This is a genomic window from Variovorax sp. KK3 (assembly GCF_001984055.1).
Lineage (GTDB): Bacteria > Pseudomonadota > Gammaproteobacteria > Burkholderiales > Burkholderiaceae_C > Variovorax.
In genome coordinates, this window is the sequence record NZ_LYVO01000023.1 from 66,663 (window position 1) to 92,276 (window position 25,614).

The window sequence follows — 25,614 nt, forward strand, 5'->3', positions numbered from 1 at the left end:
TGACATGGCGATCAGGCCGCGGCGTGCTCGGCTTGCGCCTTCCCCTCGGGCCGCTTGCCGGCGATGATCATTCCGAGCACCTCGTCTTCGGTCACATCCGCGGTGCGATAGGTGCCGACCAGCTTGCCGTTCTTCATCACCGCCAGCCGGTCGCTGAGGCCGAACACGTCGGGCATGTCGTGCGTGATCAGGAAGATGCCCACGCCGTCGGCCTTGAGCTGCTTGACCAGCGCGCCGACCATCGCCGTTTCTTCGGGGCCGAGCGCGGCACAGGGCTCGTCCATGATCAGGATGCGCGCATTGAAGTACAGCGCCCGCGAAATCGCCACCACCTGCCGCTGCCCGCCCGACAGCCGCCGCACCGGCACGCGGATGTTGGTGAAGTTCTTGTTGAGTCGCTTGAAGACCTTGCGCGCTTCCGTCTCCATGAAGTGATCGTCGAGCGTGCGCCAGGGCGTCAGCTTTTCGCGGCCGAGGAACAGGTTGGCCACCGAGTCGAGGTTGTCGGCCAGCGCCAGCGTCTGGTAGATGGTTTCGATGCCCTGCGCCTGCGCTTCCGATGGCGTGCGAATGGTCACCGCCTGCCCCGCGATGCGCGTTTCGCCCGAGTCGATGGGGTAGGCGCCGGCCAGCATCTTCATCAGCGTCGACTTGCCCGCGCCGTTGTGGCCCAGTAGCGCGACCACCTCGCCGGGGTACAGGTTGATGCTGACGTTGTCGACCGCCTTCACGCCACCGAAGGCCTTGCGGATCTCGCGCAGCTCGACCAGCGGCGCCGCGTTGGCCGTTGCCGCGGCACTCATCGCGTGTCCCCGAAGCGCTTGCGGTACAGCACATCGAACACCACCGCCACGATCAGCACCTGCCCGATGATGACCATGCGCTTGCCGATCGCCACGTCGAGCAGCAGCATGCCGCTGTCGAGCGACTGCATGATCAGCGCGCCCAACACCGACCCGAAGATCGACCCGCTGCCGCCTGCCAGCGCCGCCCCGCCGATCACCGCCGCCGCGATCACGTACAGCTCCATCCCCGTGCCCAGCGAATTCGTGCCCGCGTTGAGCCGCGCGATCGACACGATGGCTGCCACCGTGACCAGCACCGCCAGCAGCGCGAACAGCATCATCGTCACCCGCTTGACCGGAATGCCCACCAGCGCCGCCGCATCCGGATTGCCGCCCATCGCGAACACGTAGCGCCCGAAGCGCGTGCGGTGCACGATGAACGACAGCGCCACCGCCACCAGTGCCCAGATGAGCACCGGAATCGGCAGCCCCTGCGGCTCGGGCTTGGACGCGATCTGGTAGCTGTTCATCGACCACGCGAAAGCGAACACCGCCACCACCGGCACCGCCGTGAGCAGCACGTCGACCACCAGCGGCTCCACCGGCATCTCGTGCCGCTGCCGCGCGCGGCGCTGCTGCAGCATGCGCGCGAACAGCACCACCGCGATCACCGTCGCCAACACCCACGTAGCCGTGGTGCCGATGCCGCCGTCGTAGCCGCCGCCCAGGCGCTGGAAGAACTCGTCGTTCACCGGCTGCGTCTTGCCGTCCGCCACCAGAAAGGCCGCGCCGCGAAACGACATCAGCCCGCCCAACGTGACCACGAACGAAGGCACCCCCAGCATCGCCGTCAGCCCGCCCTGGTACAGCGACACCAGCAGCGCCACCGCCAGCCCCGCCAGGCACGCCGCCGGCCACGACCAGCCCGAGGTGTACTGCAGGTACGCCACCAGCACGCCCACGAAGCCCATCACCGAGCCCACCGACAGATCGATGTGCCGCGCGACGATGACGAGCACCATCACCGTCGCGACGATCCCCACCACCGCCGTCTGCTGCGCGAGGTTGTAGAGGTTTTCAGGCGTGAGAAAGAGCCCGCCCGAGAGCCAGTGGAAGGCCAGGGCCATGACCACCAGCAGGGCGCACATCAGTGCAAGGCGCAAGTCCACGCCGCTGCGTTGCCACAGCGATTGCTGTTCGCTCATCGCGATGCGCTGCTGTTGTTTACTTGCAGGCGGCAGGAGCCTTATCGCCGCTTACCCCGCGGCACAGCTCGTCTTTCTTGATCCAGCCTTCCTTCACCACCACGTCGAGGTTGTCGCGCGTGATCGGCACCGGCGTCAGCAGCCGCGACGAGATGGCCACCTTCTTCTCGCCACCGCTCCAGTTAGCCGCCTTCTCCGGCGTCTTGCCGCCCACCAGCGCCAGCGCGGCAGATGCCGCTTCGCGCCCCAGCTCGCGCGAGTCCTTCCACACCGTCACCGTCTGCGTGCCCAGCGCCACCCGGTTGAGCGCCGCGAAGTCCGCGTCCTGCCCCGACACCGGAATCCCGCGAATGCCCTTGGCCGTGAGCGCCGCCACCGCGCCACCCGCCGTGCCGTCGTTGGCCGCCACCACCGCATCGACCTTGCCGCCGGCCTTGGTCAGGATCTGCTCCATGTTCTTCTGCGCCACCTCGGGCTTCCAGCCGTCGGTGTACTCGTCGCCCACGATCTTGATGTCGCCCTTCTTCACCGCGTCGGCCACCACCTCTTGCTGCCCCGCGCGCAGGAAGTTCGCGTTCGGGTCGGTCGGCGATCCCTTGATGAACACATAGTTGCCCTTGGGCTGCACCTTGAACACCGCGCGCGCCTGCATGCGGCCCACTTCCATGTTGTCGAAGGTGATGTAGAAGATGCCGGGCGTCTCGATGAGCCGGTCGTACGCCACCACCGGGATCTTCTGCTTCACCGCCTTGTTCACCGCGGGCAGGATCGCGTCCTTGTCCATTGCCAGCACGATCAGCGCCTTGGCGCCCTTCGACATCAGCCCATCGATGTCGGCCAGCTGCTTCTCGGGCGAGCCGCCCGCGTCGGCGCTGATGTACTTCGCGCCCATTTTTTCAAGCTGCGATTTGATCGCGGCCTCGTCCGTCTTCCAGCGCTCTTCCTGAAAGTTGGACCAGCTCACGCCGACGACCGTCTGGGCGCTTGCGGCGATGGCGGACAGGCCCACGGCCAGTGCGCAGAGGGCGCGTTGAGGGGTGTTCATGGGTTTGGATCTCCGGGGTGTTGGGCGTGCCGGCTTGCCTTTTTGTTTTGACTGGCTTGCTCGGGCGCGCTGGGTTAGTTCGGGAGGCGAACTAACTATGGCGAGGTGATTTGGTGGCGGGTATCCGGGATATCCCTGCGAGCGAAGGCACTACAGGGCTGGCGTGCTGGGGCGGAGGTGCGAGGTTCTCTACGAATTTCGTAGAGCGGGCGGGGCGGGATTGCTGGAGCATCGCCGGTCGATGACGAACCCAATCTCGACGGGGCAGCAAGCGGATGAGACAACGCTTGGCCACTTCACGTACACGATCCTCCGCTACGTGCATGACATCGGCACTGCCGAGTTCGTCAATGTCGGCGTGGTCGTTGCATCAACCCATGCGCCACAGGTCGCGGCGAAGTTCAGGACAGACATTGCGCGCGTCAAGGCCATGTTTCCGTCGCTCGATGGCGAGGTCTTTCTGGCGCGCATGAAGCGATTGCAAGCCTGCTTCGATGCCATCGACGAAACACGATGCGCCACGCTGCGGGCTTGCGAGGGACCATCATTGATGGCGCTGATTCGCCGCGTGTTGCCGCTGGAGGATGGCGCCCTTCCTTGGTCTCCAATTGGCTCGGGAGCAGGCGGCCCACTGATCGCCGCGCTGCAGGCGATCTACGAGCGCTCTGTCTTGTCGAACGAGCTTCGGCAAGGACATTGAATTTCTGCTCCGCGTTGCGCGGGGAGTTCGTGCCAAACGTCACGATGCATAGCTTCGTCGTCGAATGATCTCGATGCCATGCCCGCTCTGCTCGCTACCGCATGCAGGAAAGGACTTCTGGGGTTGCATAGGGTTTCCGAAGTGCCGAGGTATGCGTGAAGCGTTTGCGAAGTGAGTTTGGCAGCGCGGGCAATGCCACGCTGCGTCGTGTTCTCGCATGAAGCGATCGGCCCTCTGCTGCGCCATTGCGCTTTCATGGCTGACGTTGGCAAACACGCCAACGTACGCTGCTAACTACCCTTGCTCTGGGCGCAAGGGCGGCGTCTCACATTGCGCGGGCGAACTCTTCGTTTGCAACGACGGATCGATCAGTGGCTCGAGGAAGATCTGCTCCGGGCCGCAGAGCGGGGCTGCTCGTGCGGTGCTCCCGTTGCGAAGCGGAGGTAATGAAGGCGATTGCTCTTGCCGGTCGGGCCGAATATGCATCGGGCCGCGAGGAGGACGCTACTGCTTGAGCGACAACGGAAACAAGAGTTATGTGCGTCGGTGAAGTGTGTCGGGCGATCCACCCGGTTGCTGCCGGTCCCCTTCTTTGCGGAGAAGACCCCTTCCGGCCGAGGCCGTGTGGAAACGACTTTGACTAGCAAGTATGCCGATGGCGCGACCGTATAGGCGTCATTGTCGCCACGGAGTCATCCAGTGGTCCCATTGCACAAACGCGCGGATGTCAAGGCGAGAGTCGCTGGCAAGCTAAAAAGGGCCGTTAAAGAGGCTCACGCCCCGGCCAGCCTGACTGCCTTCATCGTTCTGGCAACACCCAGGATCGCGATCACCCGCTTCAGGTTGTATGCCAGCACGTGCAAGCTCATCTCTGTATTCACGTGCGCCAGCGTCTTGGTGAGGAAGTGCGTTGAACCCATCCAGTACTTCAATGTCCCGAACACGTGTTCAACCGTGCACCTGCGCAGCGTCATTGCGACAGGCTGGCGGTCCAGGCGTTGCTGGACGCGCTCAAGCACCTCTTCGTGCTCCCAACGACGGATGCGACGATAGTCGCCGGTCGTGCACTGCTCTTTCATCGGGCACGTGGGGCAGGCACTGGTCCAGTAGACACGAAGCTTGTTGCCATTCTTCTCGAGCGTGGTGAACCTGTAGATGGCTCGCTCGCCAGCAGGACACCGATACTCGTCAGCCTTGGCGATGTAGATGAAGTCGCTCTTGTCGAACCGCCCTTCGGCCTTGGCGTTCGAGGTCATCGGCTTGGCACGTAGGTCGTGATGCCCGCGTCCTCGCAGGCCTTGAGCTCCTGCCGTTGAAGAAGCCGCGGTCGGCAAGGGCCTGCGGCCTGGACTTGCCCATCGCCCTGCGCGCAGCCTTGGCCATGTTGCTGAGCTGCGCACGGTCGTTGCCCTCGTTGGTGACCTCGTGCGCCACGATCAAGTGGTGCCTGGCGTCGACCGCCGCCTGGACGTTGTAGCCCACCAGGCCCGAGCCTGTTGCTTGGGAGTTCATCGAACGCGCATCGGGATCGGTGAGCGAGCGTTGCCCATCAGGCTCCTTCTTCAACTGCTCCTTGGTGCGATCGAGCTGCTTCATCTGCTCGCGCAGCTTCTTGATCTTCTCCGTCAGCCGCTCGGTCTTGGCCTCCACCTCGGCCGGCTGCGTGCGGTCGGCCGTCTCCAGGGCGTCGAGGTAGCGCTGGATGCTCTGCTCGATCTGGCGCCGACGCGCATCGATCTTGCCGGGCGTGAAGTTGCGGTCGCGGCCGTTGACCGACTTGAACTTGCTGCCGTCGATAGCGGCGATGGCGTGAGAGAACAGCTTGAGGTCGCGGCACAGGGCGACGAAACGGCGACAGACATTGCGGATGCTCGCTCCGTTGTCGTGACGGAAGTCGGCGATGGTCTTGAAGTCCGGCGCGAGTCGGCCGGTGAGCCACATCAGCTCGACGTTGCGCTGCGCCTCGCGCTCCAGGCGGCGGCTCGACTGGACGCAGTTCAGGTAGCCATAAATGTAGAGCTTTAGCAGGACCGAGGGGTGATACGAGAGTCGACCAGTGGCTGCCGGATCGACGCCTTCAAAACCCAGTGCATGCAGATCCAGCTCCTCGACGAAGGCATCGACAACTCGCACCGGGTTCGATGAATCGCTTCATGTGGCTGGCCTTCAGTAGCGTTGCCACAATCTAGGCGAGCACCGTCACCTATTCAACCCGTTTTCACACAGCCTCGGCCAGGAACGGACATCCACGCTCCGGCTTCGAACGTCCGCTTCGTACTCCGAGAGTAAACAAAGTTGCAGTCGACTCTCAATTCGCTGACAACTCGTGAAAGTAGGGGGTCAGTTGGGCTGGCATCAACGGCCCGCAGCGTCCGCCGCCTCGTCCGGCAGACCGCGCTGTGTGCGAACGAAGGATTGCATGTGCTGCAGAAACGCGTTCGCCGCTGGCGTGAGTTCCGCATCGCTGCGTGAATAAACACCCATGTCCCGCTTCACGGTCGGGCGCACCAGCATTCGCGCCTGCACGCCGGCGCGACGCGACAGCTGGCGAACGTTGACCGGAAGCGCCGCGACGCCCATCCCCGCGGCCACCATGCTGATCACGGTGGACGAGAAGGTCGCTTCGTAGGCAGCCACCGGCTTGATACCGGCGGATTCGAACGCGGCATCGGCCAGCGCGCGCGACGGACTCTCGGCGGAAAGGCAGATCAACGGTTGTTGCGCCAGCTCGCGCCAGCTCACCGAGCCCCGCTCGGCGAGCAGATGGCCATCGGGAATCAGCGCGACGAGATGGTCCTGATAGAGCGTCACCTCCGACAGGCCGGGCTCGCCTTCGATCAGCGTTCCGACGCCCAGGTCGACCTCCCCCCGGCGCACTTGGTCGCGGATTGTCTCCTCGAAGCCGTCTTTGAGGATGCATTGGATGCCGGGGTGGCGCTGCCGGAAGGACTGCATCACCCAAGGCAGCAGCGTGGCCGCCACCACGATGGACGCCGCCACCGTGACCCTGCCGCGCTTGACCTGGGCGAGCGCTCGGGAACCGGCGACGGCCGCCTCCAGGTCGTCGAGCGCCTTTCGAGCCAGAGGCCGGAACTCCGCGCCCGCCTCTGTCAGTTGGACGACGCGCGTGCTGCGGTAGAAAAGCCGCAGACCGATCTGGTCCTCGAGCTCCTTGACCAAGGTCGAGAGCGCAGAGGGCGACACGTGTATGCGCTCGGCAGCCCGCGTGAAGGCGCCTGTGTCGGCAACCGCCAGGAAGGCGCGGATCTGGCGCAACGTAATGTTCATCAAATCAGAATAATTGTTCAGATCATTCTGATTGTCGAAGGATTCCTGCGGTGCTGCAATCGCGCTACACCACCAACCCAGGAGACGCCATGACAACTGCTTCCGCAATTGCCACGCCAGCCGATCGCGACGAGACGCGATCGACGCGCACGACCAGTCCCCGGCGCGTCGCCGCCGCGAGCCTGGTCGGCACGACGCTGGAGTTCTATGACCATTTCATCTTTGGCACCGCCGCCGCGCTGGTGTTTCCGAAGCTGTTTTTCCCGCAGTCCGATCCCTTCATGGCGACCATCCTGTCGCTCCTGTCCTATGGGATTGCCTTTGTCGCCCGGCCGGTGGGCGCCGCCATCTTCGGCTCACTGGGCGACAAGATCGGGCGCCGCTTCGTGCTGGTCTCCACCCTGCTGATCATGGGCCTCTCGACATTCCTGATCGGGTTGCTGCCGACCTATCCGCAGGTGGGCCTGATGGCGCCGGTGATGCTCGCCATCCTGCGATTCGCGCAAGGCCTTGCGCTCGGCGGCGAATGGGGCGGGGCGGCGCTAATGGTCAACGAGTTTGACACCACCGGACGCCGGCGCGGCTTCTACGGCAGCCTCGTGCAGGTGGCCAGTCCAATAGGCGTGCTAATCGCCAACGGCATGTTTGGCTTCATGAACACCATCACCAACGACGCCGAGTTCATGGACTGGGGATGGCGGGTTCCGTTCCTCGCGAGCATCCTGCTCGTGGGCATCGGCTACTTCATCCGCCGCTCCGTCTCCGAATCGCCGGTGTTCCAAAGCCTGGAGCACGGATCGCAGAAGGCCGAAGCACCCCTGATGGAGACGCTGCGCCACCATTGGCGCCAAGTCCTCCTGGCCATCGGCGTGCGGGCCGGCGAAGGCATCATCTGGTACGTCTTCTCGCTGCTGCTGCTGATCTACGTGCCGACCCGCCTGGGCCTCCCGCGTCAGGTCGCTTTGAACGCCGTGCTGTGGGGTGCTGCCGTCGGCGTAGTCGCGATCCCCCTCTTCGGCGCCTTGTCGGATCGCTTCGGGCGCAAGTTCATGCTCCTGGCCGGCGTTGCAGCATCGGTCATCTGGTCATTCGCGTATTTTCCGATGCTCGAGACGCGGGTCCCACAACTCGTCATCCTGGCGTCCGTGATCGGCATGATCTGCCAAGCATCCCTGTGGGCACCGCTGGCCGCTTTCATTCCGGACATGTTCGAGTCCAAGGTTCGGTGCACCGGCGCGTCGCTTGGCTTCCAGCTGGCCGGCGTCTTCGGAGGCGCCCTGGCGCCGAGCATCTGCGTGTGGCTGCTCGACCGCTTCGACAATCCGTTTTACATCTCCTTCTACTGCACCGTCGGTCTCGCGCTGATTGCCCTGTGCGTGTCGAAGGCCAGGACGCAGCAATGAACGCCGCTCGAGATTTCGTCGGCTACGGCCGAGTCCGACCGAACTTCGAATGGCCGGGCGGACGGCGGGTCGCCGTCAGCGTGGTCGTCAACTACGAAGAGGGCGGAGAGAATTGCGTCCTTGACGGCGACACCCACTCCGAGGTGCTCAATAGCGACGTGGCCGGTGCGGTGGCCCGAGCGGGGCGCCGCAACCTAGTAGTCGAGTCGCACTACGAATACGGCAGCCGGGTAGGGCACTGGCGCATCTTGGACCTGCTTCAGGAGTGCGGAGTCCCCGCCACCTACTTCGCGGTGTCCAGCGCGCTCGAGAAGCATCCCGAGGCGGCCCGGTCGATCGCTGAGGCCGGGCACGAGGTGGTGTCGCATGGTGCGCGCTGGATCGACCACGACGGTATGCCCGAGGCCACCGAGCGCGAGCACATGGTGCGTTCTCTCGATGTGCTGGAGCGTTTGTGCGGAGAGCGCCCCGTGGGCTGGTACACCGGGCGCGTCAGCGCCAACACCCGTGCCCTCGCCGTCGAGCAGGGGCTGACGTACGACAGCGATGCCTACAACGACGATCTCCCTTACTGGGCGGATGTCGGTGGCCGCGCGCACCTGGTGCTGCCTTACAGCTTCGACTGCAATGACATGCGCTTCGCTTCCGCGCCCGGCTTCAACACCCCGGAAGACTTTACAGACCACTTGCGCCGTACCCTGGCTTGCCTGCGCCGCGAGGCCAGCCGCCATCCGACGATGATGTCCATCGGCTTGCACCTGCGATTGGCGGGGCGGCCTGGGCGCGCCGATGCCCTGCGCGAGTTCCTGCTCGAGGCATCGAAATTCCCGGAAGTGTGGTTCTGCCGCCGGCGCGACATCGCCGAGTTCTGGCGCAGGAAGTTTCCTGCGGGCCGCTGATGAAGACACTCTTTCTCAACCCCAACTCGAGCGACAAGATCACGGTAACGCTGCGGCGTCACATTGACCGCTGTGGCGGACCGGCCGGGCAATGGGACGTAGCGAAGGTGGTGGATGCACCGAGCATCATCGGCTCGGCAGCAGAGAACCTCGAGGCAGAAGCGGTCCTGGATCAGAGCTTGCATGCGTTGACCGCCGGCTATGACCGGGTGGTCATGATGTCCTCGGTCGACACCGGGTATGACATCGCGCGCAGGCAACTGGGCAACGCCGCCTTCGGCTTCACCCGCAGCGTGCTCTCGCAACACCGCAGGCTCGGCCACCGGCTGCACGTCGTCACCTTCGACGCCGGCATGACCGCGCTGTACGAGCAGGCTTTCGAGGAGACGGGTCACCGGGCGGTGATCAACGACTGGCTCGTATTGGACTTGACCCCATCCGCCGTTGCGGCCCGGCCCGAGGCCGCGCTCGCGGGTTTGCGCGAGCTCTGCCGCGAAATAGCGACTTCTCCGGGTGACGGAATTTTCGTGGTGGGTGCCGTTGGCCTGGAGTTGGCCGCAACCTTGCGTGGCGAGGGCATCCGATCGCTGATTGATCCTGTGGCAGATCTCCTAGCGTGGCTGAGCTTCGCGTAGTACCGCTAGCAAACTACTGATGCAGCGAGCCAGTCGAGTTGTCGCCGTTGCCAGGCATTGAAGACGCCTTTTGCCTGCAAGGCAGACATTGAGCGGCGGGAACTGCAAGACCACATCGGGCCCGGACCACCATTTCGCGGCATTCAGAAGCAGCCATTCATGCCCGCGTCTTTCTGGATCGAGCATCGACGATGTTTGCGAAGGCCAAGTTCCGAGGCAGACGAGTCGTACGTCGAGGAAGGTGCCAAGGTCGGCTTTCGTCAGCCGCTGTCATTCATCCCGGACAAATGAACTTCGGCAACCAGTCTTGAGCGGCCCCTCGGCCGAACCCAAAGCCCTCCTTCCACGCTCCATCGTGAGGCAGTCCTGCTGACGCGGTCAACCACCGTACGTAGCACAATGAGGAAGTCTCGTAACCAAGCGCGCTCATGGCGGCATTGACACGCGCGCAGTGCTTCTCGGTCACGCGAGGACCCACCATGCAAGACAGCGACCCCGAAGGCAAGCGCCTTCCCATCAAGCTCGACACCACATCAAACGGCGAGTTCGCCCCAGTCTCGCTCTGGCCCGCGAACGTCGAAGCCAACCGCCTCGCCCACGAGACCGCAGCAATCAACGCGAAGCGATTGGGCTTCTCGAAGCGAGCATTCCTAACCTCCTCATGCGGCGCAGCCAGCACCCTGCTGGCCTTCAACACCGCCAACGCCGCAGCCGGCAAAACCGGCGGCTTCTTCGACCTGCCCCGCGATGCCGGGCTCGACACGCAGCTCGCCCGCGCCCAGGTCGGCCCCGCCAAGCAGGAGTTCATTCTCGACGTGCAAGGCCACTTCATCGACACGCCGAAGGGCAACTCGAAGAACGCGGAGGTCTTCCTCAAAGACATCTTCATGGACAGCGACACCGACGTGATGGTGCTGTCCTTCGTGCCCTCCGCGCGCGACGCCGAGCCGGTCACGATCCAGGCCGCCGACGAGGTGCGCAGGCTCGTCGACAAGCTCGAAGGAACGCACCGCCTGCTGCTGCATGGGCGCGTCAACCCGAACCAGCCCGGAGACCTCGAAGGCATGGACGAGTTGCGCGAGAAGTGGGGCATCAGCGCCTGGAAGACCTACACGCAGTACGGACCGGAAGGCAAGGGCTACTTCCTGCACGATGACGTCGGCATCCGGTTCATCGAGAAGGCGCGCGCGCTGGGCGTCAAGAACATCTGCATCCACAAGGGGCTGCCGTTCGGGCAGCGCTCGTACGAGCACAGCCAGTGCAGCGACATCGGCATCGTCGCCAAGCGCTACCCGGACGTGAACTTCCTGATCTACCACTCGGGCTTCGTCACGACGGTGACCGAGAAGGCCTACGACGCGAGCGGCAAGCGCGACGGCATCGACACGCTGATCACGTCCTTGCGCCAAAACCAGGTCAAGCCGAACAGCAACGTCTATGCAGAGCTGGGCAGCACGTGGCGCTTTCTGATGCGTGACCCCGAGCAGGCGGCGCACGCACTGGGGAAGCTGATCGCCGCGTGTGGCGAGAACAACGTGCTGTGGGGCACGGATTCGATCTGGTACGGCTCACCACAGGATCAGATCCAGGCCTTCCGGACCTTCCAGATCTCGACGGAGCTGCGCGAGCGGCATGGCTACGCCCAGATGACGCCGGCGCTGCGGGCCAAGATATTCGGGCTCAACGCCGCGAAGGTGTACGGCTTGACGCCGACGGAAGTGAAGCGATACACCGCACGCGACTCGGTCGCGCAGAAGCGCATGGCTTACCTGGAGCGGCCCGATCCGCACTTCAAGACCTACGGGCCGAAGACGCGACGCGAGTTCCTCAGGGTGTTCGATCCTGCTGCCTAGCAGTTGAGTTGCCGTGAGGGCGCCCGCCCGTCGATCGTGAATTCGTCGATCTCAAACGTTGCGGCGCTCAGCGTCACAGCCAGCGTGCCGATGACGCGACCTTGCCTGGCGGACGAGCGAGCGCGCCGATGAGGCTGAAGGCGAGGTCGATAGACTTGGTGCCGCTTTGCGCCCACTACCGACAACCGCAACCATGCAAACCTGGACCATCGCAGAGGCCACGCCAGAAGAGGTCAGATCTGGCGAACTCGGCCGCCGACTTCGCCGCTTCAACTACAGCTTCGTCGGTGAGCACCCCGAATCGCAACCCGTCTGGCTCAACGCCAAGAACGAAGAAGGCCGGACGATCGGTGGCCTTCGCGGCTACGTGTTTCTGTACTGGCTTCACATCGACGTGCTGTGGGTCGACGAGGAAGCCCGGGCGACCGGGCTCGGCAGCGATCTGCTGGCGCAAGCCGAAGCGAAGGCCAAGCACCTCGGCGCGCACAGCGCCAAGCTCGAAACCTTCGAATGGCAGGCGCGCGGCTTCTACGTGAAGCGCGGCTACCAGGAGTTCGGCCGCATCGACGACCACACGCAGGGCTTCTATCTGGCGTACATGATGAAGAAGCTCTGATCGCGCAGCACCGCAGAATGCCGCAGCCGGTGCACACCCGCGCCGGCTCCTCCAACAAGAACGATGTCCCAATGAGCAAAGCCATCCATCCCACCGACGTCCGCTTCATCAAGCTCGGGCGTCGCGGAACGTGGGAGCAGTCGTCGATCGAACACGATCAAGTCATTCGGCTCGGGTACACCAGCCCGCTGCACGACGAGAGCCTTGCCGGAAACTGGAAGGCCGTGACCAAGCACTGGCTTGCCAAGCGCAAGGGCAACAAGAGCACGACCACCAGTGATGTCCGCCAGATCCGCGACTTCTACGAAGAGCCCGAGACCACGCTGTGGTTCACCTTCTACGCGCGCCAGCTCTGGTGGTGCTTTGCCAAGAAGCAAGTGCGGCTGCTCGACGACGGGAGCCGCGTGCGCGCGGTCAAGGGCCAGTGGCAGAGCACCGACATCGCCGGGGGCGCACTCAACATCGAAACGCTGGATGACCGGCTGGCGAAGGTCGGCATGTACCGGGGCACCATCTGTGCGGTGCAGCCTCAGGTCGCCGAGTATCTGGTGCGCAGGATCAACTGCGAACAGTCGCCCGACGTGCAGAAGGCCGTGGACACGATGGCGCAATTGCGCGACGCGGTCGAGGTGCTGATCCGCGGCATGCACTGGAAAGACTTCGAGCTTCTGACAGACCTGATGTTCTCTCGCGCGGGCTTTCAAAGGCTGGACGTGCTGGGCAAGACCACGAAGGCCATCGATCTCGACCTGGTGGCGCCGGTCACGCGGCGTCGTGCATTCGTGCAGGTCAAGTCCAATGGCACGGTTGCGTCGCTGACCAAGAGCATCGAGCAGTTCAACGACATGCCGCAGTACGACGACTTCTTCTTCATCTGCCACACGGGCAAGGATGTCGCCCACTACAAGGCGGAGGAAGACAACATTCACGTGCTGGCTGGCCCGCAACTGGCTGAGCTTGTAATTCGCGCGGGGTTGGTGGAATGGTTGATCAGCAAGCGGAGTTGATGGGTCTTTGCGTTGACGGCCCGGGTGACCTGTCGCCGTAGTGGATTGCAAGCGCGAGTTGTCGCGGCTCCCGACGAACAGGCATCGTCGTCGGAAGTCAGGTTGTGAACACCCGGCGTGATGTGCCGCGCGTCCTCAAATTTGATGATTCGTGGCGATCGGTCGAGCCGCACACTTTGCCACTCGCTGCGGCTCCGAGCCGGGCAAGCGCAAGAACGGAAAGGAATGGCCATGCCTGAAGAAGCTCCGAGGTCCGACACCTCCAACGAAGGGCCGCGCCACGATCCAAGCCCCTGGGCACGTCGCGCTCTCTACTTCTGCAGCACCTGCTTCTTCATTGTCGCCATCGGGTCGCTCGGCGCTGTCGCCGCTACCGTCATCCGGTCGATGCTTGGGGAGAACACCACTTTGGTTGGGGTGCAGACAGTGATCTTTGTCGCGGTGCTCGCAGCAGGCTTCGGCTACTTCCTGATGCGAGCCGGGCAGAACATCGAGGCGACCACGACTGGCAATGCGCTTCCTGATGATGCGCGGCGGCTTCTCGGCTCGGTTATCGAGCATTCGGCTGATCCGATCGGAGATTGGACGAAGCTGGTGGGCCTGACGGGTGGCACGGGGGTTTTCAGAAAGCTGGAGCTTTCGGGAATGCCCTTGGCGACGATTCTCATGACCATTCTGTTTTGCCTGCTGGGGCTGGCGGCGCCCGTGTTTCCTGATCTATTAAGCACAGCGGGCAAAACTGGACCCCGCGCGCCATTCGACGGCGCAGCGACGATATTTCTCGATATGGCAAAGCTCACCCTCGGAGCCTTCATCGGATCGTTCGTCACCAAGAGCACGTCGCGAGATGCAGAAGCCACGAAGGCCGGCGCAGTCGCGGCAGCAAAAGCGGTTGCGGGGAGTTCACCACCTCCCGCTCCGCCTCAGCAAGTGAGCAAGGCGCCCGAACCACAGGCACCACTGGCAGCACCCAACCCAGGAGCAACAACATGACGATGACATTCACCGCCAACGGATCGCCAATCTATGTCGACTACAAGTTCGACGATGGCATCTACAACATGAACCCCAAGGACATTGCGGCAGCCAAGGCAGCAAACCCCGACGGGCACTTCAGCATCGATCCTTTCGACACGCAGACGCTCGAACCTGGGCAGAGCTGGGCGCTGCCGGACGGTACGACCTTCATTCGGCAGCGCTGATCGGACAGTCCCGCCCTGCCCCGTGCCGGGCGGACGTTGCAGGGCCGGGATGAGCAGCGAGGGACGTTCTACCGGAACAACCACCAACCTAGTCCCGCCCCGGCAGCGATCCACAAGGCCACGATCACCACCGCGCCAATTCGGCTGACAGGCTTCGTCCCGGTGCTGCGCATCCATTCATCCGCCTGTGCACGACATTGATCGAGCACCGGCGCAGGCACCATGCGCACCGCCAGCCAGATCAACGCCGGCAGCAGGATCAAGTCGTCCAGGTAACCCAGTACAGGGATGAAGTCCGGTATCAGGTCGATGGGGCTGAGCGCGTAGCCGACCACGAAGAGGCCGAGCACCTTGGCGTACCACGGGGTGGCGGGGTGTTTGGCGGCGAACCAGAGCGTGACGCCGTCGCGCTTGATGCGCTTTGCCCAGTGCCGCAGCGTGTCGAGAACTGCCATGGCGGCCTCCTGCGGCGATGCTACGTTGGAATGATGACGGGAGCCCTCACGGTTGGGGATGGAAATTCTCGGGCCGTCGCAGCACACTCGGCCCCAACTACGCGCAAAGGTGCTTCGATGAAGGCTGCAATCACACTCGCCGTGCTGATGCTTTGGGGCATGGCTGCTGCCGCCCAGGACCAGGCCGCCCCCGCCCCAGCACCTCCGATCGCTTCGCCCGCAAGCGCGCCCACGGCGGGCGTGAGCGGCGCCGCACCGGCTGCCATGTCAGGCGGCGCGCCGATCGTCGTGACGCTGCCGGACAGGGTCTCCATCAAGATCGACGGCATGCCGCAACCCAGCACGGGCCCCGGGTGGTTCACCTCCGCCGTGCTGGCCGCACTGGTCACGGCGATTGCCTCGCTGATCGGCATCATCGTCGCCGCCAACAAGCGGCGCGATGTCGAGTCGGAACTTCAGAACACCAAGCTCGGCCACGAGCTTTCACTGCACCAAGCCAGGCAGCAACACGAGCTTGTGCTGCAGCAGGTCAAGGACGACGCAGCAGATGCGCTGGCGGCCAAGGATCGACAGCTTCAAGCCATGCAGAAGGCCAGGGACCAAGACATTCAAGAGACGCACCAATTCGCCACCCTCAGCCGCGAAGACCAGCGAATCGAACTCGAACGGGAACGGCTGCGTCGAACCACGGGCGCATCGGACATCGATATCGAGGTCTCGGCAGTCAAGCTCGCGCGCGAACACGGCAGCACGGTGGCGAACCTCGTTCATACATTCTTCGACCGCTTGAGCAGCCCGAACTTGGCGCAGCGCGAGCTCGCCATTCTTGCGCTGTCCGAGTTCGTCGGCGCCGAGGAGCTCCGCGCCTTGCTGGCCGAGCTGTTCGACTCCCCTCAGGGCGATGCGCGCTCCATCGATCTCGACATCAGCGCGACGCTGAGGATTCAGTTCGAGGGCGATCACCGGCCCGGCCAGCAAGACCTGTGGAAGACCGCAGAACAGGCCCGCTTAATGATCGAACGCGGCATCAACATCGATCTGAATTCGAGCACGATGGTCGTGTCGGTGGAACTCCGCGCGGCTCGCTTGCAGCCGACGGAGTTCGACGTCTTCGTGCACGGCTACGCCATCAAGGCGGCAAGTGCCAGGGGCCCGGCCCTTGCGCAGTACCTGGAGGCACGCACGGCCGTGGTCGGTCTGGTGAAGAACCTGGGCGCCAACTATCCGAGGTACCGATTGGGTCAGCCCCTGTACTTCGGATCTTCGAGCCTCGAACTGAAAGACTTGCGAGCCGGGGAAGATTGGAAAGCCGACGGCAAGATTCCTGTCGCCAAGCCCGCGGATGCGAAGGGCGACGCGCTCGCCTGACCGAGGCACCCGAGCGGTTCAACGCGATCCATCGCGGCGTTCAGTTGTTTGGCCGATGCAAACAGTGTTGTTGCCGGCCGCTGGTTTATCCCCGAGCTGCGAACTCCTACATTGCTTGCATCTGCAATTGCTTTGAAGGAAACCCTTTCATGACCACACGCGACGTCGTCAGCCCGCCCGAGCGCCACGCCCTGTACGAGCTGCACCGCTATTCCCCAGCCATCCGCGCCAATGGCCTGCTGTTCGTGTCCGGCCAGGTCGGCAGCCGGCCCGATGGCTCTCCGGAGCCCGAACTCGACGACCAGGTTCGCCTCGCATTCAAGAACCTCAACGCCATCCTCGCCGAGGCCGGATGCAGCTTCGACGACGTGATCGACGTGACGGTGTTCATGGTGAACCCCGACGCCAATTTCGAGCGCGCATGGGCCGTGGCCGCGGAATACTGGGGCAAGGCGCCGTATCCGACCGCAACGGCGATCGGCGTCACGTGGCTGTCCGGGTTTCAGTTCGAGATCAAGGTAATTGCCAAGCTGCCGGAAGGCGCCGCGCACTGAGGGCGCAGACTGCGCACCTTTCAGGTCCGACCGGTTATGCGCCGCGCGCAATGGCGGCGGCCCTCGCCACACTGATCGACCGCACGATCGGGTCCGCATGCCGATGCGCCAGCTGCCACGCGCCCTCCGCACTGAGGCGATAGACCAGCGTGATGCGCAGCGACCAGTCCTGTTCGGGCAGATCCGCAATCACGACCCGCTGCCGCTCGATCGCAACCAGCACGGCCAGGTCGCCCGACGCGTACCACTGCACAAACTCGACCTGCCCTTCGCCTCCGCGAAAGAAGCGCTTCAGCTCCGCCTTGCGCTCTTCTGGCCAGTGAAGGCCGCGGACGACGGGGCCGCCGAAGGGCTGCATCAAGGTGAAGTCGTCGGTATGCGAGATGAGGCCGAGGTAGCCGTCGATGTCGCCTTGCAGCAAGGCGGTGTTGGCGGTGTCGGTGCGTTGGAGCAACGCCTCGAGTTCGTCGCTGCCGGGTGCGTAGCCACTCATGGCTGCACCTCGGTGCAGCCGAGCAGCAAAGACTCTTCGCCTTCGGGTCGATCGATCAAGAAGAGTAAACGCATGGCACCTCCATCGTCTGATCGCTCGATGGTGCGCGCGCTGCACCCTGCCCGTCTTGAATGTTTGCGGCATCCGCCGCAACGCCGAACAGAATTCCGCTGCCCAACATAATCACCGCATGCACGCGTTCTCACACTCGATCCGCTACTTCGAAGAGGTCGCCGCACAAAAATCCATCCGCCGCGCCGCCGAGCGCTTGAACATCGCGCCCTCGGCCGTCACGCGCCAGATCGCGCGCTTCGAGGAGCAGCTCGGCGTTCCGTTGTTCGAACGGCTGCCGCGTGGCGTGCGGCTCACTGCGGCGGGCGAGATGATGCTGGGGCAGATACGCCGGATGCAGCGCGACTTCGGCACTGCCGTCGCGCAGGTGGATGCGCTCAAGGGCACGAGCCGCGGGCATGTGGGCATCGGGGTGCTGCAGTACATGAGCGCGCGCTTCGTGCCGCAGCTCATCGTCGACGTGTCGAAGGACCACCCGGGCATTTCGTACACGGTGTACACCGGCAACTCGCCCGAGATCGTCGATGCGGTGGTGCGGGGCGACCTGGACATCGGGCTGTGCTGGCAGCCGGCCGCATCGATGCCGGTGCGCAACGTGCGCGTGTTTCCGGTGCAGGTGGGCGTGGTGGTGGCGTCGGGGCACGAGCTGGCCGCGCGGCGGTCGATGCGGGTGGCGGAGTGTCTGCACTATCCGCTGATCATCCAGTCGCAAGACGCGGTGCTGCGGCGCATGGTCGAAGACGTGTCGCGCGGCGCGTCCGGCCGGGTCACGCCCTTCGTGGAGACCAACTCGATTCCCACCATCGTGGCGCTGCTGGTGGCCGGAGCGGGCATCTCGATCATGACGCGCGCCACGGTGCAGAACGAGATCGACGCGGGCGCGCTGCGGCACATTCCCATCTCCGACCGGGGCATCGGCAGCGTGTCGCTGTCGCTGTTCGTGCGGGCCGATCGCGCGCTCTCGCCGTCGGTGTCGCTGATGCTGGAGCTGCTGGAATCGCGCTTCGACGCGCTGGCCGGCGCGCCCTCGTCCGGCGCCTGAAACGACCGGCTTCCGTTGCCTCGAAGAGAACGCAGACACCGAAAATCGGTGCTTGTGGTCCCGAGCGGCGTGGCCTAGATTCGAACGCAGACAGTCTCGTCTTGCTACTTTCGACGCTTCGTTCGCTCCACCATGCCATCGACCCTTTTCTGCTCCCGGCGCCGCTTCGTCGCCCAGATGGGCGCAGCCGCCGCCGTGGCGACCCTCGGTGCGCCGGCCTTCGCCCAGCGCGCCCTGACCAAGGTGCGCTACCAGCTCGACTGGCGCTTCGAGGCCGGCACGGCCGCGCACATCCTGGCCCTGCGCAAAGGCTACTTCACCGAAGAAGGGCTGGACGTGACGCTCAACGTCGGCGCCGGTGCCTCGGCGACGGTCACGCGGTTGGCATCGGGCAACTTCGACATGGGCACGGGCGACCTGAATTCGCTGGCCGAGTTCGCGGGCAACAACGCGCAGTCGCCGGCCACGGCGGTGATGGTGCTGTACGAGACCACGCCTGCCGCGGTGTTCTCGCTGAAGAAGGGCGCGATCGGCAAGCCCGTCGACCTGAAAGGCAAGACGATCGCCGCACCGGCCAACGACGGTGCGCGGCGCATCTTTCCGCTGTTCGCCAATGCGAACGGCATCAACGCGCAGTCGGACGTCAAATGGCTGTCGGTGGAGCCCGCACTGCGCGAGACGATGCTGGTGCGCGGCCAGGCCGATGCGATCACGGGGTACATCGCCTCGGGCTTCGTGTCGCTGCAGCGGCTGGGCGTGAAGCCCGACGACATCGCGGTGATGCGCTTCGCCGATTTCGGCGTGCCGCTGTACGGCAACGCGGTGATGGCCAGCAACGCCTTCATGCGCGAGAAGCCGGCAGCAGTGGCAGCCTACCTGCGCGCACTCACCCGTGCGTACAAAGAAGCGGTGAAGGACCGGCCCGGCACGGTGGCTGCGCTGAAGGCGCACGAGCCGCTGGTGGACGACAAGATCGAGGCGCTGCGGCTCGACGTGATCCTCGACGACGAGATCGGCACGGCCAACGTGCGCAAGGCCGGCATCGGGCTGATCGACGCGGCGCGCTACCAGCAAGGCATCGATTCGCTGGCGAAGGCGCTCGAGTTCAAGAGCGTGCCCAAGGCGTCGGCGCTGATCGACATGCAGTTCCTGCCCAACGCCGCCGAGCGAAGGATCTACGCGTGATGACGAGCACAGCGGTGGCGCCACCCGAAGCGCAGTACGACACCCACGTCGAAGCCGACACCGGCATGTCGGCCGAGTCGATTCCCGTCATCGATTTCTCGGGCTACCTCTACGGCACGCGCCAGCAGCGCACCGCCGTGAGCCAGGCCATCGCCGATGCCTGCCGCCGCTACGGCTTCTTCTACCTCGAACAGCATGGCATGGCGACCGAGCTGGTCGACAACGCCTTCGACGCGGCGCGCGAGTTCTTCGCGCTGCCGCTGGACGAACGCATCGCCTGCAAGGCCTCGACGGGCCGGCAGAACCGCGGCTACCAGCCGATGTTCGACACCCAGCGCGAGGGCGAGGCGCCCGATGTGAAGGAGTCCTTCGACATGGGGTTTCCGTTGGACGACGCGGCGCTAGCCCGGCTCGCGGACCTGCCGTTCTACTCGCGCAATGCGTGGCCGCAGGATGCAGGCTTTCGGTATCGGGTGGAGAACCTTTACTACGCGATGCTGAACTGCGGCCAGCAGGTGCTGCGGGCCATGGCCGAATCGCTGGCGCTCGACGCCAACTTCTTCGTGTCGCGCTGCAGGCAGCCCTTTACCAACATGCGGCTGGTGCACTACCCGCCGCAGCCGCCCGCGGTGGATGGCGGCATCGGCGCACGCCCGCACACCGACAAGGGCTTGATCACGCTGTTGCTCAACGACGCGAACGGCGGCCTGCACGTGCAGTCGGCCGACGGCCAGTGGATCGACGCGCCGCCACGGCCGGGGGCGTTGATCATCAACGTGGGCGATCTTCTGACGCGCTGGACCAACGGGCGTTTTCGCTCGGCGGTGCACCGGGTGGTCAATGTGTCGGGCAACGAGCGTTTCTCGATTCCGCAGTTTCATCACCTGAACTACTTCGCCGAAGTGGACCCGGCCGACATTCCGGGTGGGGGCGAGGTGCGGTATCCGGTGATTCAGGCGGGCGAGTTCGTCGGCGCAGGCTTCAAGCGCGACCGGAAGTCGTGGCGGAGTTGATGGGCATGAGGCGCAAATTGGCCAGGGGGTGCGCCGTCGCCTTCGCATGAATGGTGGGGTGCGACTTGAACGCCCTTCTCAAGGCACCCTTGCGCTTGAGCCACGTCAACTCGGCATGCAACAGCAGGATGCCCTCTTCACGCGGAAAGAACAGAAGCCGGCTGCCCACCAGCGAACGCAGGCGTTCGTCGTTGTGCACGATGAGCAGCCGCGACTGATCGAGCGATAGCCGCTCGACCATGGCCCAAGGCAGCTCGTAGGCCTCGTAGCCGTCGCCCAAGGCGCCTTGCCGCTTGGTGATGACCAGCCCCGTCTCGAAGACCTGCAGGCTCGTGACCGCGCCGCCCCAGCCGGCCGCGGCGCCCATGATGGCGGCGAAGGCGCCCAGCAGCGCGAGGCCGCTGTAGCCCAGGGCCAGTGCCAGCAGCACCAGCACGGCCAGCACGAACAGCGACTTCGCCGGACGGTACGTGGCGCCGATGCTCAACGGCGCCTGGGTGGTGTCGACGCCGACGGATGCGACGGGAACCGCGCACGAAGGCGCCTGGGCGATGTACATCCTCGACTCCTTCCGCGGCCCGCGCGACGACCGGGCCAAGGCTGACAAGACTAGGGGCTGAGCCGAGCCTGCGTCAACCGTGGCATGCAGCCGACCGACGGGTTGCATCCACAACACGAGGTACGCCAGGCCAGGGGCGCGCCGCCGCAAGCAGCGAACAACACCGTTGCCAAACCCGCGCTTGTCCATTACATACGAGCGGCGAGCACGCGAACGGGGCCACGACAACGCCATCAACCATGCCCCGACTCGCCTGGCGCAGGAGGGCATTCCGTGACACCGATCGACAACGAGGTGGTCCGCAGGCGAAAGCAGCTCGACGACCCGAGGATTCCCGCCGACGCAAGCCGTCAATGGGGGCTGGCGCTGTCGGGCGGCGGCATCCGCAGCGCGACCTTCTGCTTCGGGCTGCTGCGCGCTCTGGCGCATCGCAAGTCGCTGCTGCGCTTCGACCTGCTCTCGACCGTGTCGGGCGGCGGCTACATCGGCACGGCGGTCGGCTCGCTGCTGAACCGGGCGACCAACCGTGCGGAGGCCGAGGCCGTGGTCGAGGCACTGGACGGCCAACTGGCCTCGCCCGCCGCGCCGCGCCACGGCCCCAATGCGGAGCAGACGTCGAGCTGGTTCCTGTGGTGGCTGCGGGCCAACGGCCGCTACTTGATTCCCAGGGGCGCCAAGGACACGACCTTCGCGGTGGCGCTCTACCTGCGCAACCTGCTGGCCATTCATTTCGAGCTGGGCCTGCTCGCGATGCTGCTGGGCCTGCTGCTGTGCATCGTCGACCTGGGCGCATGGCAGGGGCTCGAGACGCTGGGCTACCTGTACTCGTCGCGCGGCCTGTTCGACATACTGCGGCTGGTGCCGGGCAACGGGTGGTTCGCCACGGTCTGGGTGGGCATGCCCTTCGCGTTGCTGGCCTGTGCGCGCCACCTGGCGGCCTACTGGGCGGTGCCGTGGGTGCAGGTGGCCGGCACCAGCCTGCGGCGCCTCAGCCGCATCGTGCTGGCGCTGGGCGTGCTGTTGATCGTCGCGTTCTCGCTGCTGGGCGACAACGGCAGCGAGTACGGCGACACGGTCCGCACCGTGGCCTGGTGGAGTTGCGGCCTGCTCATCGTCGTATGGGCCTGGGGCACGTCGCTGGCCGATGCCGAAATGCGCCGCGCAGACAAGACCCATGGGCCTGCCCTGCAGGCCGACACGGCACGCAACGTGCTCACCAAGAAGCTGGCCAATCGGCTGCGCGTGGTGGCGCTGCTGTTGCTGGCCGGCTTCGTCGACCGCCTGGCGTGGTACCTGGCCTTCACCGGGGTGTCGCTGGTCACCTCGGGCCTGAGCTTGGGCGTGGCCGCGGCGCTGCTGCGTACGGTGCTGCCGACGCTGTCCAACCTGTCTTCCAGCGCGGGCGGCAACAGCGGCGCCTTGCTGCGCTGGGTGGGGCGGCTGCTGGGCTACCTGCTGACCTTCCTGCTGTGCACGTGGTGGGTGTCGCTGGTCTACCAGGCCGTGCTGGGCTCGATGTTCGGCGGCGAGACGCTGCAGTACGACGACGCGGGCCAGGTGCTGGTGCTGATCGCGATTCCGGTGGTGGCCTACCTGTGGTGGACAGGGCGCAACTTCGCGTTTCTCAACCTGTCTTCGCTGCACTCGTTCTACCGCGCGCGGCTCGTTCGCAGCTACATGGGCGCGGCCAATGGCAAGCGCTTCGGCCAGGCCGATCCGCTCGGCGCGCTGAAGCCCATCGACACGGTGATGCCGACCAACTCGCCCACCGCGTCCATCGACGACGTGTGGCCCGACGACGATTTGTCGCTGGCCGACTACCAGCCTCAACGCGGCGGCGGGCCGGTGCACCTGTTCGGCGTATGCGTCAACCAGACGACGGACCCGCGCGGCGGCATCTTCAATCAAGACCGGCGCGGTCTGAACCTGACCATGGCCTCGGGCGGCCTGATGCAGGTGGGCCAGGAAGCCTGGCAGCCCTTGCCGATAGCCGCGTCGATGAGCGTGGGTCGCTGGATGGCGATCTCGGGCGCGGCGGTGTCGAGCGGCATGGGCCGCGGCACGCTGGGCGGGCTGTCTGCCTTGCTGACCTTCGCGGGCGTGCGGCTCGGCTACTGGTGGAGCTACGCCGAGCGCACGGCGGCGGCCACGACCAAGTCGCCGCCCTTCGCCAAGACCAAGGGGCTGGTGGACGAGATCTTCGGCCGCTTCAAGGGCACGACCGGGCAGGACTGGTACCTGACCGACGGCGGCCACTTCGACAACACCGCCGCCTATTCGCTGCTGGCCCAGCGGGCCGAGGTGATCGTGCTGGCCGACTGCGGTGCCGACCCGGACTACCGATTCGAAGACCTGGAGAACCTGGTCCGGCTGGCCCGCGTCGATCTGCAGGCCGACATCCAGTTCCTGCGGCCCCGCTCGTCGGCCGGCAAGCCCGCCGGCACCGGCGGCAGCGCGAAGGGGCTGAAGTCGCTGGACCAGTTCGGCTCCATCAACGACCTGGCGCTGGCCGATTCGAGCGCTTGCCTCGCACTGGCCAAGGTCAAGTACGGCGGCCAGAAGCCCGGCCAGGGCATCCTGATCCTGATCAAGCCGAACATCTGCGCCGGCCTGCCGGTCGACTTGCTCAACTTCAAGGGCCAGAACCCGAGCTTTCCGCAGCAGACCACGGCGGACCAGTTCTTTTCGGAAGCGCAGTGGGAAAGCTACTTCCTGCTGGGCCAGTACCTGGGCAGCCACCTGGACCAGAAGCTCATCGAGACCCTGGTCGCCGACTGCGACGACTTCTTCGAATACGACGATTGCAAGCCCGGCAAGGCCGCCGGCCAGAAGGCCAAGGAGAGCGAGAAAGGCGCGCCCGCCAGCCGGCTCCCGTCGCGCTTCGGCGGATCGGCCGTGACCGCTTCGCTGGGCCTCGGCGCCGCTGCCACCTTGGGCGTGTCGGCCTGGCAGGCGATCGACAGCGTGCGCACGTCCTACGGCAAGCAGGTCGAGGCCGAGAGAGCAGCGCTCAAGGAACTGGCCGACCTGTGGGCCAACGTGCCCGTGCGCGTTGCCAACGAACCCGCCACGACATCGACCCCCATCGACAAGCTGGCCTCGGCGCTGGTGCGAACGGCCGACACCCTGTGCCCCAGCGGCGAGGCCGACTGGTTCACGCGTTCGCCGGTGGCGACGCACGTGTTCCAGTACGCGGTGGAGCGGTGCACGGCCTTGCCGCTGGCCATGCGCGGCGATGCATGCAACCTGCTGCTGAGCGCCACCGACCCGGAGCTCAAGAGCCGGCTGCCCAACTGCCTGGCCGCCGCGGAGACCAAGCGCGCGTCGTTTCCGCCACCGCAGTACTGGGCGTACGACTACTCGGCCACCCGGTCGATCGACTTCTGGCACCCCTGCGACCCGCTCGTGCGCAGCCTCGCGCGCGCGGAAAAAACCTTCACCGAAAGAGGCAACAAGGTGAGCTCGCCGCAGAGCACGGCCTTGTACCGCGGGCGCATTCCGTCGGGCGAACTGCAGCGCTGTCACATCCCCGCGGCGGAGTACGCGCAGGAAGAGAACGTGACCGTGCTGCAGCCCATCAGCTTCAAGCGCTTGTGGTTGGGCGTGAAGTCGGTCTGGAGCGACCCCAAGGCGTGGGTGCTGTCGTGGTTCGGCATGCACGCAGGCACCGTCACGGTGGCGTCGACGGCACCGCCTCGTCCACCCGCCGACGGCGCGGCCCCTCCACCGCCGCCTCCACCGCCCCCGCAGACCCAGGCGCCTTCGCCGCCACCATCGCCCGACACCTGCAAGGACGTCCGGGTGTTCGTGCAGGTCTACGGCCCCGGGCAGGTGCCGACCGCTCGCGGCTACCAGCAGAAGTGGCAGCAGCAGCTCGGCGCCCGGCCGCTACCCGTGGAAGACGTCGACCAGACGGCGCGCGCACGCGGCCGCCCCGAACCCCAAGCGATCCGACGGACGACCGTGCGCTTCCACGACCTGGACGCGAAGGCCTGCGCGGATGCACTGGCACCGGCCGTCGGCGAGACGTGGCGTGTCGAGCCGCTGTCGGCGCGGCTCAAGGCGGCGCCCAGGACGCTCGAGGTGTGGATCGCATCGCCGCTGCCCGCTGCCGCGCCCTCTGCCGCCCCGCCGCCGCCCGTCGCACCGGCTTCGACGCCGGCACCACCGAGCTAGCTGTGATGTCTCAATAGGTTGTTCACCCGGAAGGGTCTGGGAGACTGGAGTTACCACGC

The 25,614-nt window shown here is 65.4% G+C and carries 22 protein-coding genes and 1 pseudogene; 15 read left to right on the forward strand and 8 right to left on the reverse strand.

Annotation, left to right across the window (positions count from 1 at the left end; translation table 11 throughout):
• Window positions 1–11 precede the first annotated feature (11 nt).
• Genes B0W80_RS13545 through xylF form a run of 3 tightly spaced genes read right to left on the reverse strand, consistent with a single transcriptional unit; the run spans window position 12 to window position 3,035 of the window.
• Complete coding sequence (locus B0W80_RS13545; protein ID WP_076999667.1) at window positions 12–803, reverse strand: ATP-binding cassette domain-containing protein; 792 nt, start codon at window positions 801–803, stop codon at window positions 12–14.
• Window positions 800–1,990: a sugar ABC transporter permease gene (locus B0W80_RS13550; RefSeq protein ID WP_076999668.1), complete on the reverse strand. Its 1,191-nt coding sequence runs from the start codon at window positions 1,988–1,990 to the stop codon at window positions 800–802. The genes B0W80_RS13545 and B0W80_RS13550 overlap by 4 nt, the downstream gene beginning before the upstream one ends.
• Window positions 1,991–2,009: 19 nt before the next feature.
• Window positions 2,010–3,035, reverse strand: a complete 1,026-nt coding sequence (gene xylF, locus B0W80_RS13555) for a D-xylose ABC transporter substrate-binding protein (protein ID WP_076999669.1) — start codon at window positions 3,033–3,035, stop codon at window positions 2,010–2,012.
• A 241-nt stretch (window positions 3,036–3,276) separates the two neighbouring features.
• Between xylF and B0W80_RS13560 the strand changes: the two genes are divergently transcribed.
• Window positions 3,277–3,735, forward strand: a complete 459-nt coding sequence (locus B0W80_RS13560) for a DUF3037 domain-containing protein (RefSeq protein WP_076999670.1) — start codon at window positions 3,277–3,279, stop codon at window positions 3,733–3,735.
• A 773-nt stretch (window positions 3,736–4,508) separates the two neighbouring features.
• Here the strand turns inward: B0W80_RS13560 and B0W80_RS13570 are convergent.
• Both B0W80_RS13570 and B0W80_RS13575 read right to left on the reverse strand, forming a co-directional pair.
• A pseudogene (locus B0W80_RS13570) lies at window positions 4,509–5,877 on the reverse strand (IS1182 family transposase); the annotation flags it as partial.
• A 213-nt stretch (window positions 5,878–6,090) separates the two neighbouring features.
• Window positions 6,091–7,131, reverse strand: coding sequence for a LysR family transcriptional regulator (locus B0W80_RS13575; protein ID WP_179106911.1), 1,041 nt, complete (start codon window positions 7,129–7,131; stop codon window positions 6,091–6,093).
• On the opposite strand from B0W80_RS13575, the gene B0W80_RS13580 reads away from it, so the two are divergent.
• The 8 genes from B0W80_RS13580 to B0W80_RS13615 all read left to right on the forward strand — a co-directional run bounded on the left by B0W80_RS13580 (window position 7,113) and on the right by B0W80_RS13615 (window position 14,638).
• Window positions 7,113–8,426 (forward strand): MFS transporter, encoded by a 1,314-nt coding sequence (locus tag B0W80_RS13580; protein WP_076999673.1) that lies wholly within the window; start codon window positions 7,113–7,115, stop codon window positions 8,424–8,426. The genes B0W80_RS13575 and B0W80_RS13580 overlap by 19 nt on opposite strands.
• A complete protein-coding gene (locus B0W80_RS13585; protein ID WP_076999674.1) occupies window positions 8,423–9,325 on the forward strand; it encodes a polysaccharide deacetylase family protein in 903 nt (300 codons plus the stop codon). The genes B0W80_RS13580 and B0W80_RS13585 overlap by 4 nt, the downstream gene beginning before the upstream one ends.
• A complete protein-coding gene (locus B0W80_RS13590) occupies window positions 9,325–9,960 on the forward strand; it encodes an aspartate/glutamate racemase family protein (RefSeq protein WP_076999675.1) in 636 nt (211 codons plus the stop codon). The genes B0W80_RS13585 and B0W80_RS13590 overlap by 1 nt, the downstream gene beginning before the upstream one ends.
• 479 nt (window positions 9,961–10,439) lie before the next feature.
• The gene (locus tag B0W80_RS13595) at window positions 10,440–11,813 is read left to right on the forward strand and encodes an amidohydrolase family protein (RefSeq protein ID WP_076999693.1); all 1,374 of its coding nucleotides are present in this window, start codon (window positions 10,440–10,442) and stop codon (window positions 11,811–11,813) included.
• A 193-nt stretch (window positions 11,814–12,006) separates the two neighbouring features.
• Window positions 12,007–12,429, forward strand: coding sequence for an N-acetyltransferase (locus B0W80_RS13600; RefSeq protein WP_076999676.1), 423 nt, complete (start codon window positions 12,007–12,009; stop codon window positions 12,427–12,429).
• A gap of 71 nt (window positions 12,430–12,500) precedes the next feature.
• A complete protein-coding gene (locus B0W80_RS13605; RefSeq protein WP_076999694.1) occupies window positions 12,501–13,436 on the forward strand; it encodes a restriction endonuclease in 936 nt (311 codons plus the stop codon).
• Window positions 13,437–13,667: 231 nt separating this feature from the next.
• Window positions 13,668–14,429 carry a hypothetical protein gene (locus B0W80_RS13610; protein ID WP_143684612.1) on the forward strand — a complete coding sequence of 254 codons (762 nt, stop codon included), beginning with the start codon at window positions 13,668–13,670 and terminating at the stop codon, window positions 14,427–14,429.
• The gene (locus tag B0W80_RS13615) at window positions 14,426–14,638 is read left to right on the forward strand and encodes a hypothetical protein (protein WP_076999678.1); all 213 of its coding nucleotides are present in this window, start codon (window positions 14,426–14,428) and stop codon (window positions 14,636–14,638) included. Before B0W80_RS13610 ends, B0W80_RS13615 begins: the two co-directional genes overlap by 4 nt.
• A gap of 68 nt (window positions 14,639–14,706) precedes the next feature.
• Here B0W80_RS13615 and B0W80_RS13620 read toward each other — a convergent pair whose 3' ends face one another.
• The gene (locus tag B0W80_RS13620; protein WP_076999679.1) at window positions 14,707–15,093 is read right to left on the reverse strand and encodes a YkvA family protein; all 387 of its coding nucleotides are present in this window, start codon (window positions 15,091–15,093) and stop codon (window positions 14,707–14,709) included.
• A 117-nt stretch (window positions 15,094–15,210) separates the two neighbouring features.
• Between B0W80_RS13620 and B0W80_RS13625 the strand changes: the two genes are divergently transcribed.
• Both B0W80_RS13625 and B0W80_RS13630 read left to right on the forward strand, forming a co-directional pair.
• Window positions 15,211–16,461 (forward strand): hypothetical protein, encoded by a 1,251-nt coding sequence (locus B0W80_RS13625; protein WP_076999680.1) that lies wholly within the window; start codon window positions 15,211–15,213, stop codon window positions 16,459–16,461.
• Between the two features lie 149 nt (window positions 16,462–16,610).
• On the forward strand, window positions 16,611–17,015 hold the full coding sequence (locus B0W80_RS13630; RefSeq protein WP_076999681.1) for a RidA family protein: 405 nt from the start codon (window positions 16,611–16,613) through the stop codon (window positions 17,013–17,015).
• Window positions 17,016–17,049: 34 nt separating this feature from the next.
• On the opposite strand, the gene B0W80_RS13635 is transcribed toward B0W80_RS13630, so the two are convergent.
• Window positions 17,050–17,508 carry a DUF4440 domain-containing protein gene (locus B0W80_RS13635; protein WP_076999682.1) on the reverse strand — a complete coding sequence of 153 codons (459 nt, stop codon included), beginning with the start codon at window positions 17,506–17,508 and terminating at the stop codon, window positions 17,050–17,052.
• A 190-nt stretch (window positions 17,509–17,698) separates the two neighbouring features.
• Here B0W80_RS13635 and B0W80_RS13640 point away from each other — a divergent pair, with 190 nt between their 5' ends.
• The 3 genes from B0W80_RS13640 (at window position 17,699) to B0W80_RS13650 (ending at window position 20,820) form a co-directional block, all read left to right on the forward strand.
• A complete protein-coding gene (locus B0W80_RS13640; RefSeq protein WP_076999683.1) occupies window positions 17,699–18,622 on the forward strand; it encodes a LysR family transcriptional regulator in 924 nt (307 codons plus the stop codon).
• Between the two features lie 132 nt (window positions 18,623–18,754).
• A complete protein-coding gene (locus B0W80_RS13645) occupies window positions 18,755–19,807 on the forward strand; it encodes an ABC transporter substrate-binding protein (RefSeq protein ID WP_083745371.1) in 1,053 nt (350 codons plus the stop codon).
• Window positions 19,807–20,820 (forward strand): isopenicillin N synthase family oxygenase, encoded by a 1,014-nt coding sequence (locus tag B0W80_RS13650; RefSeq protein WP_083745372.1) that lies wholly within the window; start codon window positions 19,807–19,809, stop codon window positions 20,818–20,820. Before B0W80_RS13645 ends, B0W80_RS13650 begins: the two co-directional genes overlap by 1 nt.
• On the opposite strand, the gene B0W80_RS13655 is transcribed toward B0W80_RS13650, so the two are convergent.
• On the reverse strand, window positions 20,789–21,379 hold the full coding sequence (locus B0W80_RS13655; protein ID WP_076999685.1) for a hypothetical protein: 591 nt from the start codon (window positions 21,377–21,379) through the stop codon (window positions 20,789–20,791). The genes B0W80_RS13650 and B0W80_RS13655 overlap by 32 nt on opposite strands.
• Window positions 21,380–21,652: 273 nt before the next feature.
• Here B0W80_RS13655 and B0W80_RS13660 point away from each other — a divergent pair, with 273 nt between their 5' ends.
• Window positions 21,653–25,555 (forward strand): patatin-like phospholipase family protein, encoded by a 3,903-nt coding sequence (locus B0W80_RS13660; RefSeq protein WP_076999686.1) that lies wholly within the window; start codon window positions 21,653–21,655, stop codon window positions 25,553–25,555.
• The last annotated feature ends 59 nt before the right edge of the window (window positions 25,556–25,614 follow it).